10 protein-coding genes and 5 pseudogenes are annotated in these 18,691 nt (G+C 64.2%); 9 read left to right on the plus strand and 6 right to left on the minus strand.

Translation table 11 applies throughout. From position 1 onward, the window contains the following. On the plus strand, window positions 1–346 hold a 346-nt coding region (locus F8S13_25985; GenBank protein KAB8139911.1), incomplete at its 5' end, for a sulfoxide reductase heme-binding subunit YedZ. Here the strand turns inward: F8S13_25985 and F8S13_25990 are convergent. The 3 genes from F8S13_25990 to F8S13_26000 form a co-directional block, all read right to left on the minus strand. Next, window positions 339–779, minus strand: a complete 441-nt coding sequence (locus F8S13_25990; GenBank protein ID KAB8139912.1) for a phage holin family protein — start codon at window positions 777–779, stop codon at window positions 339–341. The two genes, F8S13_25985 and F8S13_25990, sit on opposite strands and share 8 nt — an antisense overlap. Window positions 780–782: 3 nt before the next feature. Next, window positions 783–1,385 carry a TetR/AcrR family transcriptional regulator gene (locus tag F8S13_25995; protein ID KAB8139913.1) on the minus strand — a complete coding sequence of 201 codons (603 nt, stop codon included), beginning with the start codon at window positions 1,383–1,385 and terminating at the stop codon, window positions 783–785. A 142-nt stretch (window positions 1,386–1,527) separates the two neighbouring features. Beyond that, window positions 1,528–2,592 (minus strand): hypothetical protein, encoded by a 1,065-nt coding sequence (locus tag F8S13_26000; GenBank protein ID KAB8139914.1) that lies wholly within the window; start codon window positions 2,590–2,592, stop codon window positions 1,528–1,530. Window positions 2,593–3,106: 514 nt separating this feature from the next. On the opposite strand from F8S13_26000, the pseudogene F8S13_26005 reads away from it, so the two are divergent. From F8S13_26005 to F8S13_26035, 7 genes and pseudogenes are all read left to right on the plus strand, one after another. Further along, a pseudogene (locus tag F8S13_26005) lies at window positions 3,107–5,554 on the plus strand (alpha-amylase). A 17-nt stretch (window positions 5,555–5,571) separates the two neighbouring features. Continuing rightward, window positions 5,572–5,688 (plus strand): annotated as a pseudogene (locus F8S13_26010) (metal ABC transporter substrate-binding protein). A gap of 229 nt (window positions 5,689–5,917) precedes the next feature. Beyond that, window positions 5,918–7,384: pseudogene (locus tag F8S13_26015) on the plus strand (alpha-amylase). An 863-nt stretch (window positions 7,385–8,247) separates the two neighbouring features. After that, a pseudogene (locus F8S13_26020) lies at window positions 8,248–8,358 on the plus strand (peptidoglycan-binding protein). A 682-nt stretch (window positions 8,359–9,040) separates the two neighbouring features. After that, window positions 9,041–11,491, plus strand: coding sequence for an endopeptidase La (lon, locus tag F8S13_26025; protein ID KAB8139915.1), 2,451 nt, complete (start codon window positions 9,041–9,043; stop codon window positions 11,489–11,491). Between the two features lie 140 nt (window positions 11,492–11,631). After that, a complete protein-coding gene (gene pepE / locus F8S13_26030) occupies window positions 11,632–12,366 on the plus strand; it encodes a dipeptidase PepE (GenBank protein ID KAB8139916.1) in 735 nt (244 codons plus the stop codon). A 22-nt stretch (window positions 12,367–12,388) separates the two neighbouring features. Beyond that, window positions 12,389–13,573, plus strand: coding sequence for an aminopeptidase P family protein (locus F8S13_26035; protein ID KAB8139917.1), 1,185 nt, complete (start codon window positions 12,389–12,391; stop codon window positions 13,571–13,573). 69 nt (window positions 13,574–13,642) lie between these two features. Here the strand turns inward: F8S13_26035 and F8S13_26040 are convergent, their stop codons facing one another. The 3 genes and pseudogenes from F8S13_26040 to F8S13_26050 form a co-directional block, all read right to left on the minus strand. Beyond that, window positions 13,643–13,984, minus strand: a complete 342-nt coding sequence (locus F8S13_26040; protein KAB8139918.1) for a hypothetical protein — start codon at window positions 13,982–13,984, stop codon at window positions 13,643–13,645. A gap of 244 nt (window positions 13,985–14,228) precedes the next feature. Further along, on the minus strand, window positions 14,229–14,615 hold the full coding sequence (locus tag F8S13_26045) for a reverse transcriptase-like protein (protein KAB8139919.1): 387 nt from the start codon (window positions 14,613–14,615) through the stop codon (window positions 14,229–14,231). Window positions 14,616–15,172: 557 nt separating this feature from the next. Further along, a pseudogene (locus F8S13_26050) lies at window positions 15,173–16,282 on the minus strand (IS200/IS605 family element transposase accessory protein TnpB). Window positions 16,283–16,598: 316 nt separating this feature from the next. Between F8S13_26050 and F8S13_26055 the strand changes: the two are divergent. Beyond that, a complete protein-coding gene (locus tag F8S13_26055) occupies window positions 16,599–18,689 on the plus strand; it encodes a glycosyltransferase family 39 protein (protein ID KAB8139920.1) in 2,091 nt (696 codons plus the stop codon). Window positions 18,690–18,691 lie beyond the last annotated feature (2 nt).

Below are 18,691 nucleotides of genomic sequence, written 5' to 3' on the forward strand. Positions count from 1 at the left end.
GACCTTCGCCGGGCTGGACTACGGGCTGCACTGGGGGCTGATCGTGGACGGGGCGCTGGAGAAGCCCTATGTGCTGGCGGGGCTGGCGGCCTTCGGGCTGCTGGTGCCGCTGGCGGCCACCTCGACCCGCTGGGCCATGCGCCGCCTGGGCAAGCGCTGGAAGCCGCTGCATCGGCTGGTGTACGCGGCGGCGGCGCTGGCGGTGCTGCACTTCCTTTGGCTCTCGAAGGATCCGCGCCAGGCCCTGCTGTTCGGCGCGGCCCTCGCCCTGCTGCTGCTGCTGCGCCTGCCCCTGGTGCGCCGCACCGTGGTGGCCTGGCGCACTAGGGCGGGCGGCGCTACTTGACCTGACGCACCACTACCACCGGCGTCTCGCCCGAGAGGATGTTGAGCAGCGTGGTGATGACCGAGATGATCAGGCCGCCCAGCAGAGCCGACCAGAAGCCGTCGATGGTGAACTGCAGGCCAAACGATCCGGCGATCTGGGCGGTGATGATCAGGAAGACGGCGTTGAGCACCAGCCCGAACAGCCCGAAGGTGAGCAGGATGAGTGGGCATGTCAGCAGGGTCAGCAGCGGGCGGATGAGCATGTTTACCCCGCCGAACACCGCCGCGATGATGCCCAGCTGCCAGCCGGGGCCGGTGAAGTGCATTCCGGGCACCAGCAGCACCGCCGCGAAGATCGCCAGCGTGGTGATCAGCCAGCGGATGAGCGTGTGGAAGAGCTGCTTGTGCCAGGGTTTCTGCTGCGGCTCGTTGGGAAGTATTGGTTCTTGCATAGGTTATTCGTGTTGCTCGCCAACGCCGAGGCCCTGCAGCATGAACTGGGTGACCTGCTCGGCGATCGACTCGGCATCCCAGCCGGTGATCTGGCGCAGGTGGTGGAAGGTGCGCGGGGTCATCAGCTCGGCGCAGAGCGCGGCGCGGATGGTCAGGTCGCCGGGGGCGAACATGCCCTGCTGCTGGCCTTCGGCGATGGTGATGGTGAGCATATGGTGCAGGTCGGCGTAGAGCGCGCTGGCCGAGCACGGGGCCGACTCGGATGCGGCTGGGTCGAGCAGCGCCGACTGGCATTCTATTTTGACATAAAATGTGTAGACCAGCGCGTGGAGCTTGGTGATGCTGTCGGGGGCGGTGGCGGTGGCCTGCTGCAGCTTGCTGCGGGTGTCGTGACAGACCGCATCGCTGACGGCGGCGAAGAGGTGCTCTTTGCTCGGGAAGCGGCGGTAGACCGTGCCGACGCCCACCCCGGCGCGCCGCGCGACCTCTTCCATGGTGACGCCGCTGCCGCGCTCGGCGAAGAGTTCGTTTGCGGCCTCAAGCACCCGCTCAAGGTTGCGCAGCATGTCCTTGCGCTCGCGTCGCCCGCTTTCCAGTTTCTCCATGGCGATTGTGTGCTCCACATCTGCATTCGTTCGCCGTGTAGTATAGCACGGGCGTCAAGAAAACGGAAGATGTGTTCCACATCAAACGGGCCATCGCCAGCATCGCTAGCGATGGCCCGTTTGATGATTGCGGCGCGCTTCCCTACTTGAGCCGCAGGCCAAACTGGCCCAGCAGCACCGGCAGCGCTGCGTCGATCCCCGCGAGGTGCTGGTCGTCGATGGCGACTAGATGGAGCTTGTGGCGGGCGTAGATCGCCTGCTTGCTGGCCTTGCGGTCGAGCAGGGCGGCCTCGCGCTCGCAGCCCCAGTACTCGATGTAGATGCGGCCGGTGGGCAGGTAGAAGTCGCAGTAGGCCTCCTCCTCGGTGGGCAGCGGGCGCTCATAGGCGTGCACCAGCCCGGCGTTGTAGAGCCAGTTGTCGATGCGCAGCTCGGCCTGGGTGCGCACTAGGTGGCCGTCGGTGGTGCGCAGCCGCGCGGGGGCGCGCTCGCGCAGCGCCCGCTCGCTGTTCGGCTTGGCCTCGCCCGCCGACTGGATGTGGCGGATGGCGCGCGGCAGCGCCGGGTTGTCGAGTGTCGCCAGCGGCCAGTGGACAAAAGGCACATTGGTCTGCGGGTGGCGCTGCTGGGTGGCCCCCAGCGCCTGCCCCGCCGGTGTGAGCAGCCAGCCACGGTCGGCCCGCTCGATCCAGCCCAGCTCGGCGCAGATCGCCAGCAGCGCGTGGGTCTGCACGCCCAGCTTCTCGGCCAGGGCGCTGGCCGACAGGTAGCTGGGCGGCTGCTCTGGCTCGGCGGGCGGCGGGGCGGCGGGGCTGATGGCCGGGCGGTAGATCGCCATCCAGTGGGCCAGGCAGTAGGGCGAGCTGGCCCGCCGCCCGCTGGCGCAGCCGGGGAAGGCGCACGACTGCTCGCTGTGCTGCTGGGCGGGTGGCTGCGGCTCGGTGGCGGCGGGCAGCATCTTGACGCCATGTCGGGCGGACACGTGGCCGGGGTTGATCTGCAGTACGCGGTTGAGGCAGAATAGCCGCTCGCTGTCGGTGGCGACCAAGCCCGAGAGCCAGAGCCAGGCGTGTTCGTTTCTGGCATCCCGCGCGATCGCTTTGGCCAGCAGATCAAGCGCCGTGGGGATGCTGCCCTGGCGGCACGCCTGGATGGCCTGCTCGACGATGTCGGGCACGGGGTGAAGGGTTGTGGTGGGTGTGGTCATAGCCGGTTCGCGTACCATCTGGATAAGCTGGGTTTGTTACTTGATAGGCACCAATAGTACTACATCTTCATGCGATTGGCGTTGCAATCGAGGCAGTATTTGGTAGCATTTGTATAATAGCCTGCCTGATCATCATTCACAAGGGCTATTCTAGCCTAGTGTTGATCGTATTTGGGGCTGTGCGCTGCGATGCTGCTGCTCTTGTGTGGCGATCTCCTCCTTCCCTTTTTGAAAAGATGGCCATGTTGGTCTGAAAAATACGGTATCGTGTGCTGATTACGCTCCCAACGAGCAGGAAAGTGCAGTCACTTCCTGCGTTCTGGCTGCCGCTCTGCCCATGGCCATACGCCGCTTTTTCTCATTGACAGCCCTGAGGGCTGATGCTAGAATAGCACTATCCTGAAACGGTTTAGTGCTGGAGAGATGGCGCTTGCGGCCCGGGCACCCCGCCCAGCGACGCGGCCTACTTGATAGCAGATGTTCATTGGTGAACGAAGGCCAAGGAGAGGTCACTATGTTGCCTAGCTTTCGCTGGTGGAATCCGGCGCTGCGGCGGCTTTCTGCTGCTGTGCTCGCGATGACCCTGGTTGCCCCCACGCCATTCTCCGCCCCACCCGCCCGTGCCGCCGACCCGACTGTCACGCTGGCTGGCTCGCTCCAGAGCGAGGCGGGCTGCTCTGCCGACTGGCAGGCCGACTGCGTCGACACCCACCTTGTGCTTGGCGCAGATGGTATCTATCGGCTGAGCCTGGCCCTGCCCGCTGGCAGCTATGAGTACAAGGTGGCCCTGAACGACAGCTGGACCGAGAACTACGGTGCGGGCGGCGTGGCGGGCGGCGACAATATCGCGCTCAACCTCAGCGCTCTCACCACCGTTATCTTCTACTACGACCCGACTAGCCACTGGATCACCAGCAATAAGAACGCCGTAATCGCCACGGCCGTCGGCGATTTCCAGAGCGAGGCGGGCTGCGCAGGCGACTGGCAGCCGGGCTGCCTGACGACTTGGCTGGAGGATCTGGATGGCGACGGCACCTACACCTGGGTCACCACCGCGCTGCCCGCTGGCACCTACCAGGGCAAGGTGGCGATCAACGAGGGCTGGGATGAGAACTACGGCGCGGGCGGCGCGCCGGGCGGTGACAACATCACCTTCACCGTCCCGATCAGCGGCACCCGCGTGCGCTTCAGCTACAACAGCGCCACCCACCTGCTCTCGATCAGCGCTGGGCACGCCCAGGATGGCAATGTGGAGTACGACGGCCTGGCGCACAACTCGCAGAGCGACGTGTACCGCGTGCCGTTCGGTGCGGTGAACCCGGGCACGGCGGTGACGCTGCGCTTCCGCACCTACCATAACGATGCGACCGGCGTGCGCCTGCGGCTCTACAGTACCGCCACCAGCAGCGAGACCTTCACCCCCATGGAGAAGGTGGCCGACGGCGTGAGCTGCTACGATGCCGCGCTAGCCAGCGAGTCGTGCGACTTCTGGGCCACCACGGTGACGCCCAGTCAGCTTGCTACGCTCTACTACCGCTTTGTGGTGAGCGACGGCAGCGCCACGGCCTACTACGCCGACGACTCCTACAAGGATGGCGGCGCTGGCGTGGCGACCGCATCCATGGAAGACAACAGCTATGTGATCACGGTCTTCGACCCGGCGTTCCAGCCCATCCCCTGGATGCAGAACGCGGTGATCTACCAGATCTTCCCCGACCGCTTCCGCAACGGCGATACGTCTAATGACCCCACACCTAGCGATGTGCGCTACGACTCGGCGACCAACCCGCTGGCGGCCATCCTGAAGAAGGGCTGGGGCGACCTGCCCGAAGGCGCGTGCAGCAAATATGTGAACCCCTCAAGCGCGTGCGACGAGTCGCCGCGCGGGCGCGACTACTTCGGCGGCGACCTGAAGGGCATCACCGCCAAGCTCGACTATCTGCAGGCGCTGGGCGTCAACGCCATCTACATGAACCCAATCTTTGAGTCGGGGTCGAACCATGGCTACGACACCCAGGACTACAAGCAGATCGATAGCTTTTTCGGCAGCCAGCAGGACTGGGATGACCTGGCGGCGGCGGCTGACGCGCGCGGCATGCGCCTGATCCTCGACGGCGTGTTCAACCACGTGGCCTCGGATAGCGCCTACTTCGACCGCTACCACAACTACGACACGCTGGGCGCGTGCGAGAGCGTCAGCTCGCCCTACCGCTCGTGGTTCACCTTCACCGAGCAGGCGGGCGGCCCCTGCGCTGGCCCGAATGGCCCGAACACCATGAACTACACCGGCTGGTACGGTTTTGACTCGCTGCCGGTGCTGACCAAGGAGAACGCGGCGGTTCGCAACTTGGTGTACGGCGGCCCCGACAATGTGGCGGCCTACTGGCTGAACCAGGGCGCTGCTGCCTGGCGGCTGGATGTGATGGGCGACGGCTCGTTCCCGGCCTCGTTCTGGAAGGAGTTCCGCAGCACGGTCAAGACCACCGACGCGGATGCCCCGATCATCGGCGAGCTGTGGAAGAAGGACGAGGCCCTGCCCAAGATCCAGGGCGACCAGGCCGATACGGTGATGAACTACCGCTTCCGCAACGCCATCCTGGGCTACTTCGGCAAGGTCGATAACAAGGGCTTCGCCGATGATGGCCAGTCGAACCTGCCGCCGTCGCTGTTCGCCCGCAAGATCATGTCGACCCGCGAGGACTACCCCGATGCGGTGTTCTTCACATCCATGAACCTGATGGACTCGCACGATACCCAGCGTATCCTGTGGAGCCTGACCCCCGGCGAGGAGAACCCTGAGCAGAAGGAGCAGAACGCGGCGAATCTGGCCCAGGGCAAGCAGAATCTGCTGCTGGCCGCGCTGGTGCAGATGACTATGCCGGGCGCTCCGACTATCTACTACGGCGACGAGGTCGCGCTTAACGGTGCGGATGACCCCGACGACCGCCGCACCTTCCCGTGGACTGACCTGACTGAGACGCCCACGGTCACGCCGACCACACCCACGGTCACGCCGACCACGCCCACGGCCACGCCGACCACGCCCACGGCCACGCCGACCACGCCCACGGTCACGCCGACCACGCCCACGGTCACGCCGACGCCTGGCTCGGGCGGCGAGACAAACGTGATCTATCTGCCGCTGGTGCAGACCGGCGCGACGCTGCGGCAGAGCGCCGCACGCGCGACCGACCCAGCCTATGGTGCGGGCGGCGACCCGAGTGTGCTGGCGGGCTACCGCAGCTTCACAGCGCTGCGCAACGCCAACCCAGTGCTGCGCGACGGTGATCTGCACTTCCTGCTGACCGACGATACCAGCCGCACTATGGCCTATGTGCGGCGCAATGCCGACACCGTGGCGATCGTGGCGGTGAACCCCGGCGACACCGCGCAGACGCTCAGCATCCCCACGGCGGGCTACGTGCGCGACGGCCTGACCCTGAACGACGCGCTCTCCAGCGGCGCGGCGCTGACCACAGCGGATGGCAAGCTGACCGTGAGCCTGGGCGCGCGCAGCGCGGCGGTCTATATCAGCGCGGCGGGCCAGGATCTGGTGGCCCCGGCGGCACCCGTGTCGCTGAGCGCCACCTCCGATGTGGGCAAGGTCGACCTGAGCTGGTCCAGCGTGGCTGGTGCATCCAGCTATGTGATCTTCCGCTCGTCGTTGAGCCAGGGCGGCTATGCGCAGGTGGCCGAGGTGGCTGGCACCAGCTACGCGGACACCGGCGTCACCAATGGCAAGCGCTACTACTATGTGGTGAAGGCTGCCGACGCGGCTGGCAACCTGTCTGCCTCCTCGAATGAGGATGAGGCGGTTCCGGCCCTCCCCGTGGGCTACGCCAATCTGGACACCACCACGCTGACCTTCGAGCGCACGGCCACGCCGCATACGGTCGATGGCCAAGTGTATGTGGCCGGCCTCACCGATGTCGACGCTAGCCCCGCGCTCATCCTGGCCGAGGTGGGCTATGGCGCCCAGGGCAGCGACCCAGCGGCCTGGACCACATGGCAGCCGATGGCCTACGCCGCCAAGGTGGGCAACAACTACCGCTACACCGGCAGCATCCGCCCCGAGCAGATCGGCAGCTTCGACCTGCTGGTGCGCTTCTCGACCAACCTTGGCGACACATGGGCCTACGGCGATGCAGATGGTGAGATCTCCCCTGCGCCAGCTCCAGCGCCGCTGAACCCAGGATCGCTCACCGTTCAGCAGCCGTTGGACGCCACCGCGCCCGCCGCCCCCGCGAACGTGCGCGTGGCCGACTGGAGCGCGGGCTTCATCACTGTGGCCTGGGATGCGGTGGCCGACGCCTCGCTCTACCGCGTGTACCGCGCCACCGCCAGCGGCGGCCCCTTCAGCGCAGTTGGCGAGGTGGACAGCAGCGCCACCAGCTACACCGACAGCACCGTGGGCAACGGCACCACCTACTGGTACAAGCTGGTGGCGCTCGATGCGGCCCTGAACGCCTCGGCGGACTCGGCGGTGGTCTCGCAGACCGCCGCGCCCAAGCTGGTGGCCGTCACCTTCCGCGTGCGCGTGCCCGACGAGACCCCGGCGGGTGATACAGTCAGCCTGGTGGGCGACCACAGCACGCTGGGCGCGTGGAGCGCCACAGGCCTAGCCATGACCAACCTGGGCGGCGGCATCTGGGAGGCCACGGTCTCCATCGCCGATGGCACGCTGGTGCAGTACAAGTACAACCGTGGCGCGTGGGAGCGCGTCGAGTGGTGGGGCGGCATCACCAGCACCGCCAACCGCTCGATGACGGTGGCCTACGGCAGCAACGGCACGCAGCTGGTGGACAACACCGCCACCGACTGGGGCACTGGCAGCGACAGCACCAAGGCTGTGCAGTACTGGCGCGACCCGCTGGTGGCATCCACCTCGCCCGCCGACGGCGCGAGCGTGCCAGCCCCCGCCAGCATCACGGTGACGTGGCGGCGCGAGGTGCAGGCCCCGACTAGCGGCGATCTGTCGGGCATCATCGTGGTGAAGCGGGGTGGCGTGGCGGTAGCGGGCACGGTGGCAAGCACCGGGGCCGACCAGTACACCTTCACACCTGCTGCGCCGCTGGCGGCGGGCAGCTACACCGTGGTGGTCGATCAGGCGCGCTCGGCGCTGGGCGGCGACTCGGTGGCGATGCAGCGGCCCTATACTTGGGGCTTCACCGTGACCGAGTAGCGGCTGTAGGCGTTTGGTAATTGAAAGGAAGATGCTTGTCTTATGTAATAAGACAAGCATCTTTTGATTTGATATATCCAGTTTATTCTAAATATGCAAGTTTAATTAGTAAGATATTAAATAACCCACCCCCTACGATATTATTTGATCAGTAGTAAATTTGGAATATGAAGTGAGCTTAATGTTTGCAATTTTGATCATATAATGAATAAAATGAGTAATGAGATTTTAGATTATTACAAATATTATAGAAAGAGATTCATTAGAAGGAGTATATTGATATGCTGATAAAAATCTTGCAGTCTGTGTTACGCTTCCTAGCTCATATGTTTCAAGAATGGGGAAACTTGATTCGTAGCCAGAAGGGTTTTGTTGGAACCACATTGGCAGTATTGATGGGCTTGATACCATTATGTTGTATTTGTTCTTTTGGCCTTGCTGTGGTACGGAACACAGGTGAAGCTGTTGGTGTAATACCAACGCGCACAGCTACACCCATCCCGACAGCTACACCCATCCCGACAGCTACACCCACCCCGACAGCTACACCCATCCCGACAGACACACCCATCCCGACAAAAACGCTTTTACCAGAAGAAGCTACAGCTCAAGCAGAAGCTGAAATAAAAGCTACTTCAGTTGCTTTAGAACAGGATTATCCTAAAATTGACATTCGTGAGCTTGTGAAAGCTCCTGAACGTTATCGCAAGAAAAATCTTCAACTAGAAGGAACTGTCTTTAATATTCGCGAAGAAACAGGCTTTATTGAAGGAATGCTTAATGAGGGGCCAACTACATATATGCAGATATGGGTGAATCTACCAGGGGGTAACGATTTTGATCGGGAAGCTATTTCTATTCGATTTCAAGGTACACTTGAGGAGGTTTTTAACGACAGTTATGTAAGAGTTTATGGCGTTGGTGATGGTGTACTAGAAGGTGAGAATCGGATGGGAGGATCGATACGCCAGCCTCTTATCCGTGGTGAGTGGATAAAGTGGTCTTCTCAGTGATTAAATATACAGCTTAAGCGATCTCATGTACCTCATGATATGGTAAGTGGTGTGATGCGTGTACCTTTTAACCTTCCAACGTATTATGCTAGAGATGTGTTAGAACTGCCCTGCGGGCCTGCCGGTTCTATTGACAAACCGGAATGCGCGTTCCATAATACCCCCAACGGAATTTTCATTCCGCTTTATCAGGTCGATCGGCAGCGGGCAGACTGCCACAGCTTCACCGATGTGGGCCTAGAAAGAGGAGTTCATGAGCGACGCGACATTCTCTCACGCAGACTCACCCGCAGATTCACGCCAAGCGCTGCCGCTGATCGTCAGCGATAGCGTCGTGCTCTTCCCATATACCGTCATGCGCCTACCGCTCGACGACCATAGCGCCAAGGCCGTAGACGCCGCGATCGCCAACAACCGCCTGGTGGTGGTGATGAACCGCCGCAGCGATGCCGACGAGGATGCGCCGCTGGCCATGCAGCTGCATCGTGTGGGCGTGGTGGCGCGGGTCGAGCAGTCGGGCATGCTGCCAAATGGCATCACCGGCGTGGTGCTGCGCGGGATCGTCCGCGCCGAGCTGGGCGAGATCACCGAGGGCCACGACTTCGCTAGGGCCACATTCAATGAGCGCCCCGATGTGGTGGAGCGCAGCCCCGAGCTGGAGCACCTGATGGCCGAGGTGCGCGCTGCCATCGACGCGGTGCTGGAGGCCCAGGGCGATGTGCCGCAGGAGATCCGCAGCTTCGTGCGCGGCCTGACCGAGCCGGGCCAGCTGGCCGACAACACCGGCTACTCGGGCGACTACTCGTACGAGGAGCGGCAGGATCTGATCGAGACCTTCGATGTGTTCCGCCGCCTGGAGAAGGTGCGCGACTTCTACCAGAAGCAGCTTACCATCAAGGAGCTGCAGGCCAAGCTGCGCCAAGAGGTGCAGGATGGCGCGGCCAAGCAGCAGCGCGAGTTCTACCTGCGCCAGCAGATGAAGGCCATCCAGAAGGAGTTGGGCGAGGACGACGCCGAGTCGGATGAGCTGGATGAGCTGCGCACCAAGCTGGCCGCTGCCGAGATGCCCGCCGAGGCCCGCAAGGAGTCCGACCGCGAGCTGAATCGGCTGGGCCGCATGAACAGCGCCTCGCCTGAGTACCAGATGGTGCGCACCTACCTAGAGTGGATGGCCGAGCTGCCCTGGAATAAGGTCACCGGCAATGCCATCGACGTGAGCTACGCCCGCGAGGTGCTGGACGCCGACCACTACGGCCTGGAGAAGATCAAGGAGCGCATCCTGGAGTACCTGGCGGTGCGCCAGCGCCGCGCCCTGATCGCCGCCGATGGCGAGCGTGGCCGCGAGCCGATCCTGCTGTTCGTCGGCCCTCCCGGCGTGGGCAAGACCAGCCTGGGCCAGAGCATCGCCCGCTCGCTGGGCCGCTCGTTCGTGCGCATGTCGTTGGGTGGTGTGCGCGACGAGGCCGAGCTGCGTGGCTTCCGCCGCACCTACATCGGCTCGCAGCCTGGGCGGATCATCCAGGAGCTGCGGCGCGCTGGGTCTTCCGACCCGGTGATCCTGCTGGATGAGGTGGACAAGATCGGCCAGGACTACCGGGGCGATCCCTCGTCGGCGCTGCTGGAGGTGCTGGACCCCGAGCAGAACAACACGTTCACCGACCACTACCTGAATGTGCCGTACGACCTGTCGAAGGTGCTGTTCATCGCCACCGCCAACGACCTGAGCACCATCCCTGGCCCGCTGCGCGACCGCATGGAGGTGATCGAGCTTTCGGGCTACATCGAGGATGAGAAGGTGCATATCGCCCGCCAGCACCTCATCCCCAAGCAGGTGAAGTCGAGCGGCCTGCGCCCCGAGGAGGTGGAGGTCGAGGAGACCGCGCTGCGCGAGATCATCGGCGGCTACACCCGCGAGGCCGGTGTGCGCAGCCTGGAGCGCCAGATCGGCACGGTGCTGCGCAAGGTCACACGCAGGCTGGCCGAGCAGCCCGCCGACCAGCCCGCCGAGCCGGTGGCGGTGACGCCCGAGCTGGTGCGCACCGCGCTGGGCCGCCCGCGCTTCTTCAACGAGGCCCGCGAGCGGATCGACCAGCCGGGCATCGCCACGGGCATGGTGTGGACGCCGGTGGGCGGCGACATCGTGTTCGTGGAGGCGACCTCGCTGGAGGGCAACCCTGGCCTGAAGATCACGGGCCAGCTGGGCGACGTGATGCGCGAGAGCGCCGAGGCCGCGCTGACCTATGTGCGCTCGCGCTCGAAGTCGCTGGGCATCGACCCCAAGTTCTTCGATACGCACGCCATCCACATCCACGTCCCGGCGGGCGCGGTGCCGAAGGATGGCCCCTCGGCGGGCATCACCATGGCCACAGCGCTGGCCTCGGCGGCCACCGGGCGCTTCGTGCGCGATGACGTGGCGATGACCGGCGAGATCTCGCTGCGCGGGCGGGTGCTGCCGATCGGTGGCATCAAGGAGAAGGCGCTGGGCGCGCACCGCGCTGGTATCCGCACCATCGTCCTGCCGCGCCGCAACATGGACGACCTGGACGACCTGCCGCGCGAGGTCTTCGACGAGCTGACCTTTGTGCCGGTGGATACGCTGGATGAGGTGCTGGCCACGGCGCTTCAGCAGTCGACTAACCCCTTTGAGGGCAAGGTGACGGGTATGCTGGAGCTTCCCCGCGATGTCCAGTATGTCCAGAGCTAGTCGCTAGCGATCGAGCGTAGAGAGGCCGCGTGTGGGCAACCCCCACGCGCGGCCTTTTTGTGCGTTCTGCTGGGGTATAATGGCGCGTGTGCCGCTGGGATGCCGAGAGTCGCCCCAGCCTATGATAGAGGAGCTTCCCCATGGGTTACGACCTGCTGCTGCTGAGCAACTCGCGCATGCATGGCCAGCCGCCGCTGGCGCACCTTGGCCCCGCGCTGGATGCGTTTCTGCAGGGCCGCGCCACCATTCACTTTGCGCCCTTCGCCCTGCGCGATCACGAGGGCTACACGGCCAGCATCCGGGCGGCGCTGGCCCCGCGCGGCATCCGTGTGGTGGGCCTGCACGCCGTGGCCGACCCGCTGGCCGAGCTGGCCCATGCCGAGGTGCTGTTTGTGGGCGGCGGCAACAGCTTCCGTTTGCTCAAGCAGCTGTATGCGCTGGGGCTGCTGGATGTGGTGCGGCGGCGTGTGGCCTCGGGCGAGCTGCGCTACATGGGGGCCAGCGCGGGCAGCAACATGGCCTGCCCAAGTCTGCGCACCACCAACGATATGCCAATCGTTCAGCCCCCGTCATTTGAGGCCTTTGGCCTCATCCCCTTCCAAATCAATCCGCACTATATCGATGCCGACCCATCCTCGACCCACATGGGCGAGACCCGCGCCCAGCGCATCGCCGAGTTTCTGGAGGAGAACGCGGTGCCGGTGCTGGGCCTGCGCGAGGGCGCGTGGCTGCGCCGCCAGGATGATCGGCTGACGCTGCACGGCCCGACCGGCGCGGTGCTGTTCGAGCGCGGGGCCGAGCCGCAGCCCTATGCCGAGGGCGCGGATCTGTCGTTCCTGCTGGGCCGCTCGCCCGCATTTGATACGGTCTCCTAAAGCGAAAAAGGAGGAGCGCGCGATGGATATCTACCAGGAGAAGGCGGCCCAGGTGGCGGGCTTGCTGGATGCGTTCGACATGGACATGTGGTTGATCTTCGTGCGCGAGACCGCCGAGAGCGCCGACCCGGCCCTGAAGATGCTGGGCCACTATGGCGTGGTGTGGACCACGGCCTTTGTGTTCACCCGCTCGGGCGCGCGGGTGGCGCTGTGCGGGCGCGGCGACGACGAGGCCATCCGCATGCAGGGGGTGTTCGACGAGGTGCGCACCTACACCCAGGGCATCGGCGACGAGCTGGTTCGGCTGCTGGCCGAGCACGACCCGCAGCGCATCGGCATCAACTACAGCCAGAGCGATGTGAGCGCCGATGGCCTGACCTTCGGCATGTACCTGAACCTCTGCGAATACCTGAAGGACACGCCCTACCGCGAGCGCCTGGTCTCCGCCGAGCCGTTTGTCGAGGCGCTGCGTGGCCACAAGACCGCGCAGGAGCTGGCCCGCATGCGCGAGGCGATCGCGCTGGGTCTGCAGATCTTCGAGGAGACCAGCGCCTTCCTGCGGCCCGGCCTCTCCGAGAAGCAGATCTACGCCTATGTGCACGATCTGGTGCGCCAGCACGGTGTGGACACCTCGTGGGATGCCGCGCACTGCCCCACGCTGAACGCTGGCCCCGGCTCGCCCTGGGGCCACGTGGGCGTCTCCGACGAGGTTATCCGCCCCGGCGAGACGCTGAACATGGACTTCGGCATCATCCTGAACGGCTACTGCTCGGACAACCAGCGGGTGTGGTACTGCCTGCGCCCCGGCGAGAGCGCGCCGCCCGCCGAGGTGCAGCACGTGTTCGATGTGGTGATCGGCGCGATCCAGGCTGCCGCCGATGTGGTGCGCCCCGGCGTGCGCGGCTGGGAGGTGGATGCGGTGGCCCGCAGCTTCATCGTGGGTGCGGGCTACGAGGAGTTTCCGCACGCGCTGGGCCACGCCGTGGGCCGCTACTGCCACGATGGCGGCGTGGGCTTCTACCCGCGCTGGGAGCGCTACGGCACCAAGCCGTATGGCACCATCAGCGCCGGGCAGATTTTTACGCTGGAGCTGGGCGTGCGTTCGCCGTTTGGCTACATCAGCGTGGAGGAGGAGATCTTGGTGACGGAGGACGGCTACGAGTGGTTGGCCCCGCCCCAGAAACAGCTGTGGCTCATCCGCCCCTAGCGCCCTGGCTCAGGCAACAAAAGTGGGCGGCGACCGATTGGTCGCCGCCCACTTTGTGTTAGGGGAGCTTTACGCCTGCGCCGTCTGCTCGCGCAGCTTCACCACCAGATCGTTGGTGGCGCTGTGGATGCGCACGCCCTGGAAGCCCTCCGGCCCGGGCACGGTCTCCTTCACCTCGATCCGCGAGAGCACCTGCTGCACCGGGCCGCTGGGCGGGGTGGCCAGGAAGGTGTAGTCGTAGATGCCGTCCGCAGGCGGCTGGATGTAGACGTGGGCCACGAGGACTGGGTTGTCCCAGCCCCGCGTGGGCACCTGACCGGTGGCGATCACCAGATACTCGCCCCTGGCGGTCTGCTCAAGCGAGGCGTCGATGATCTGCGTTACTGGCTCGCGGTCCTTGCTATTCGTCATGGCTGTGTTCCTTTTGGCTACAAACGGTTCGCTTCACCTGGGTGAATATGGGTTTCAGGGAGATGTTAGGGGCGCGCGCATGACCCCGGGCCATCGCTCTGTTTGGCTCGAATGTGTGCAGGTGATGTTGCCTAGTATGCCTCAGAACGGTGCCAGGGCCATCGTGCCTTGGCCGGATCCGCCGTGGCGAGAAAATACGCGGATGGGCGGATGTTGCCATGCCCGAATCGCCGTCAGGAAGACGTTAGGAGAGCCACGATGTGTAGGTGCGCGGGTACCACACGATCGACAGCGAGTGGATCTGGGCCAGCAGCGCATCGGCCTTGGCATAGTAGCCCTTCAGGCCGGGGGCTAGCACGGGGTAGATCCGCTTCAGCTGGTAGATCACCATCTGGCTCTCGCCGATGATACGGAGCGGGCCACGCTGCCCCGAGTCGATGTAGGCGTGCAGCCCGGCCAGCAGCCCGCAGTATTCGGCCACATGAAGGGTGTTGCTGGGGCTGGCCGGGAAGATATCGCTGCCCTGGATGGGGCTGCCGCTGGCAAGGGTGATGGCGTAGCGCCATGTCATCATGCCGCAGGGGTTTGGCTCGCACGCTCCCTCAAAGGTGAGGCTGTCGATGGGGTCCATTGTGGCTCCTTCACAAGATGGCAACCTGAAACACAGCACCCAAGGCTATGGTAGGCCGGGGGCGGTAGGAAGGCTATGGGTGAGAAGAGAACGGTGCTGCTGGCGCACCTGAGCTGCTGGCTGCATCGCGAAAGGCTGCCAGGTTGAGATAACCTGTTAGACTTCGACATTCCATCTTCATCGATAGATGTGCTACGTTCTATTATCCTCAGGATTGCCTGAAGAATCAAGTAGATGTTTGGCAATCGATACGCCGCTATCTTGATCAGAGATAAATAGCAGGATAGCGATCTCGTTTTGTGTATAGAATGTACGATTTGTTTATTGTTTAATAAGAAATTGCTTTTCTGAAAACATGATTCAACATGATGCACTGCCGGGATATCGTATATTTTTGCCAAAAAAGACTAGCTCTCGATGGTTCTAGATGCAAAATAAGAAGCGTTTTTTCGCCTAATCCCTTCTGGGTGTATGTGGCTCGTGATATCTTTCGGTTGTGACGGCTCCCACGGCTAAGGCGCGTGGGCTTCAAGGGAGTGCCGCCCCACTCCACCATGTCAGGTACGAAGGGTAGCGAGGCCGCGTTGGAGGATGTTGATCGCCGCATTCACATCACGATCCATCACCAGCCCACACGTTGGGCACGTATGCACGCGGTCAGACAAGGTCTTATCGACCAATGTGCCGCAGCGGGAACACCGCTTGGACGTATTGCGGGGGTCGACCAGCATGACCCGCCTGCCAGCTTCTGCCGCTTTGCTGACGGTCATCGCGATAAACTGCGACCACGCCACGTCCATAATGCTCTTGCGCATCCCGCTGCTCGTGCCCATGGCTTGTGGGGCAAGGGCTTCAAACACGATGACCTGAAAGCGATTGACGAGCTTACGGCTTGCCTGATGCGCAAAATCGCTGCGTCGGTTGGCAATGCGCTCGTGGATCTTGGCAAGAATCAGCTTTTGTTTGGCGTGCTCGGCCCAGTTTGCTGCTTGCTTGGCGGCGTCCTTCCGCCGCTGGACGCGCCCCAGGTCTGCTTCATCGCGGCGGTAGAAACACGGGTTAGCGATCTGCTCCCCATCGGAGAACGTCGCGAACGATGCCAGCCCCATATCCACGCCCACCACCTCGCCCGTGGGGCGTTGTTCATGCGTTTCCATCTCGCAGGAAAACGAGACAAACCACTTGCCACTCCGAGAACGGCGTATCGTCACGGTTTTGGGCGTTCCCTCAACGGGACGATGCAAGACCACCTGGACCGCGCCGACGTTCGAGAGGAGCAACCGGTTGCCCTCCAGCCGCACGCCGTTCCCGTACTGCGGGTAGGTGATACTGTCGTATCGTCCTTTGCCTTTGAACCGGGGAAAGCCTGCTAGTTCAGCGCCACGTTTGAGGCGTTGGAAGAAGGCGTGATACGCCAAATCAACCCGCACCGAGACGTTTTGCAGGACTTGTGAGTGAACGCCTTTCAATGCAGGTTTTGCTCTCTTCCAAATCGGAAGCAGCGCCTGGGTATCGTACAACCGCAACCGCTTGCCGCGTTCTTCATACGCGCGTTTGCGTTCGGCAAGCGTCTCGTTCTAGACCCAACGGCACAGTTCCAAGTGCTGCTCAAGCAAGCGGCGCTGCCCTTTGGTGAGATAGATGCGGTATTTGTAGGTTTTCTGCATACGTTAAGCATAGCACACCACGCTATAAAATGCACCATATGTGCTATACCGACCGTGGGCGAAAGCCGCTCAAGCGGAGCGTTTCATCCCACCGCTGAAGCTGGTGGGCGTTCACGCCTAAAGGCAAGCATCCGTAAACTCGTATCACAGCGCTTACAAGCCAGCGGGCCAAAAGAAGGATGCCCGCTCATCCGTATGGATGTGCTTGTTCTCACACCAATGGCAGCCCTACAATCAGCGGTATTGATCATACCCGTTTGCCACTTCTGCGCTACGCTAGGGGCAGCGTAATACTCAGAATGTGTGCAGGCTGTCAATGCCGTCGGCTGTTCCGCACGATCGCGCCCTATCGCGCGATCGTGTGGGGCAGCTTTTTTATGCGCGCGGTCGGCTGACGCAGCCTGGCAGAAGTCGTGGTGTAGAGGCAGGTATGCGAATTGAATTTCCACGGGCGCACTCCCGTGCTATCCCCTGGCTGCGCGAGGATGTGGCCGCGCTGCTGCTGCGGCTGGTGGTGCTGATCACGGCGCTGCTGCCGCGCATCATCCAGCTGGGCATGTTTGTAACGGTGGATGAGGCCGACCACTGGATCGAGCGCTCGACCACGTTTCTGGCCGCGCTGCGCAGCGGCGATCTGGCGGCCACCGCCATCACCTCGCACCCCGGCGTGATCACCATGTGGCTGGGCAGCGCGGGCATCGTGCTGCACGAGCTGGCTCTGCAGGCCCACCTGGCGCAGGACACCTTCGCGGCGCGGCTGGCGCTGATGCAGCTGCCGGTGGCGCTAGCCAACGCCCTGGGCGTGATGGTGGGCTACGCGCTGCTGCGTCGGCTGCTACCCGCGCACACCGCCTTCCTGGCCGCGCTGCTGTGGGCCGCCGACCCCTTCCTGATCGCCTACAGCCGCGTGCTGCATGTGGATGCGCTCACATCCACCTTTGTGACGCTCAGCTTCCTGGCGGCCTGTGTCTACTGGAACCATACCCCGCAGCGGCGCACGCTGGTGCTCTCGGGGGTGTTCGCGGGCATGGGGCTGCTGTGCAAGTCGCCCGCGCTGGTGCTGTTCCCCGCGGTCGGCCTGCTGGCGCTTTCCGCGCGCACGCCACGCCGCGCCGTGGGCGCGCTGGCTGTATGGGGGCTGGCCGCCGCCGCCACCGCCGCGCTGCTCTGGCCCGCCCTGCTGGTCGAGCCGATGCGCGTGGTCGAGCTGGTGGCCAGCGGCGTCACCGACAATGGTGCGGTGCCGCACGCCAATGGCAACTTCTTCCTCGGCCAGGCCACCGATGCGCCAGGGCTGCTGTTCTACCCGGTGGTGCTGGCCATGCGCACCACGCCGATCACGCTGGTGGGCCTGCTGCTGCTGCCCTGGGCCTGGCGCGATCTGGCCCACCACCGCCGCCGCGACATGGCCGCGCTGGCGCTGCTGGTGCTGCTGGTGCTGCTGGCGCTCAGCATCTTTGCCAAGAAGCACAACCGCTATCTGGTGCCTGCCTTCCCGGCGGTGGATGTGCTGGCTGCTGTGGGCCTGGCCGGGGCCTTGGCGCGCATCTCGCTGCGGCGGGTGCGCCAGGCCGCCGCTGCCGCGCTGGTGGCCGCTGCCGCGCTAAACCTAGCCTTCTGGCACCCCTACAGTATCGCCTCATTCAACCAGCTGCTGGGCGGCGCGCAGGCTGGCGCAGATGATTTTCTGGTGGGCTGGGGCGAGGGCCTGGAGCAGGTGGCTGCCTGGCTGAATGAGCAGCCCGATAGCCAGGGCGCCTGGGTGGCCACCACGCTCAAGTCGCCGCTGGCCGCCTACCTGCGCCCCGGCATGCACGTGATGCAGCCCAACCTCGACATGCCCGAGAAGATCCGCTATGTGGTGGTGTATGTGCGCAACGCCCAGGGCGGGCCGCCCGCGCCGCCGTTTGACCGCTACTATCAGTACGGCACGCCCGCCCATACAGTCAGCATCCACGGCGTGCCCTACGCGTGGATCTACCAGGTGCAGCCGCAGATCACCACCGCCAGCGGCGCATCGTTTGGCGATGCGCTAGCGCTGCGCGGCTTCAGCCTGGATGTGGGGGACGCCGGTGCGGTGGCGCTGAAGCTGGCCTGGCAGACCACGCGGGCAGGCCAGAGCGACTACGCCGCCTTTGTGCATGTGCTTGGCCCTGATGGCCAGCGCTATGCCCAGCTCGACCCGCAGCTGGCCACCGGCGGGCTGGGCGTTGGCCGCTTCCTCACCAGCGAGCTGCCCTTCAGCCTGCCCGCCGACGCACCCGCAGGCACCTACCGCGTGCTGCTGGGCACCTACGACCCTGCCACCGGCCAGCGCCTGGCCCTGGGCGGCGCGCAGGCCGCCGACCCCGCGCTGGATGGCGGCGAGACGCTGCTGCTGACCACCTTCACCAAGAGTGGTGGCTAGGG

This window comes from Chloroflexia bacterium SDU3-3 (assembly GCA_009268125.1).
Classification (GTDB): Bacteria; Chloroflexota; Chloroflexia; order Chloroflexales; family Roseiflexaceae; genus SDU3-3.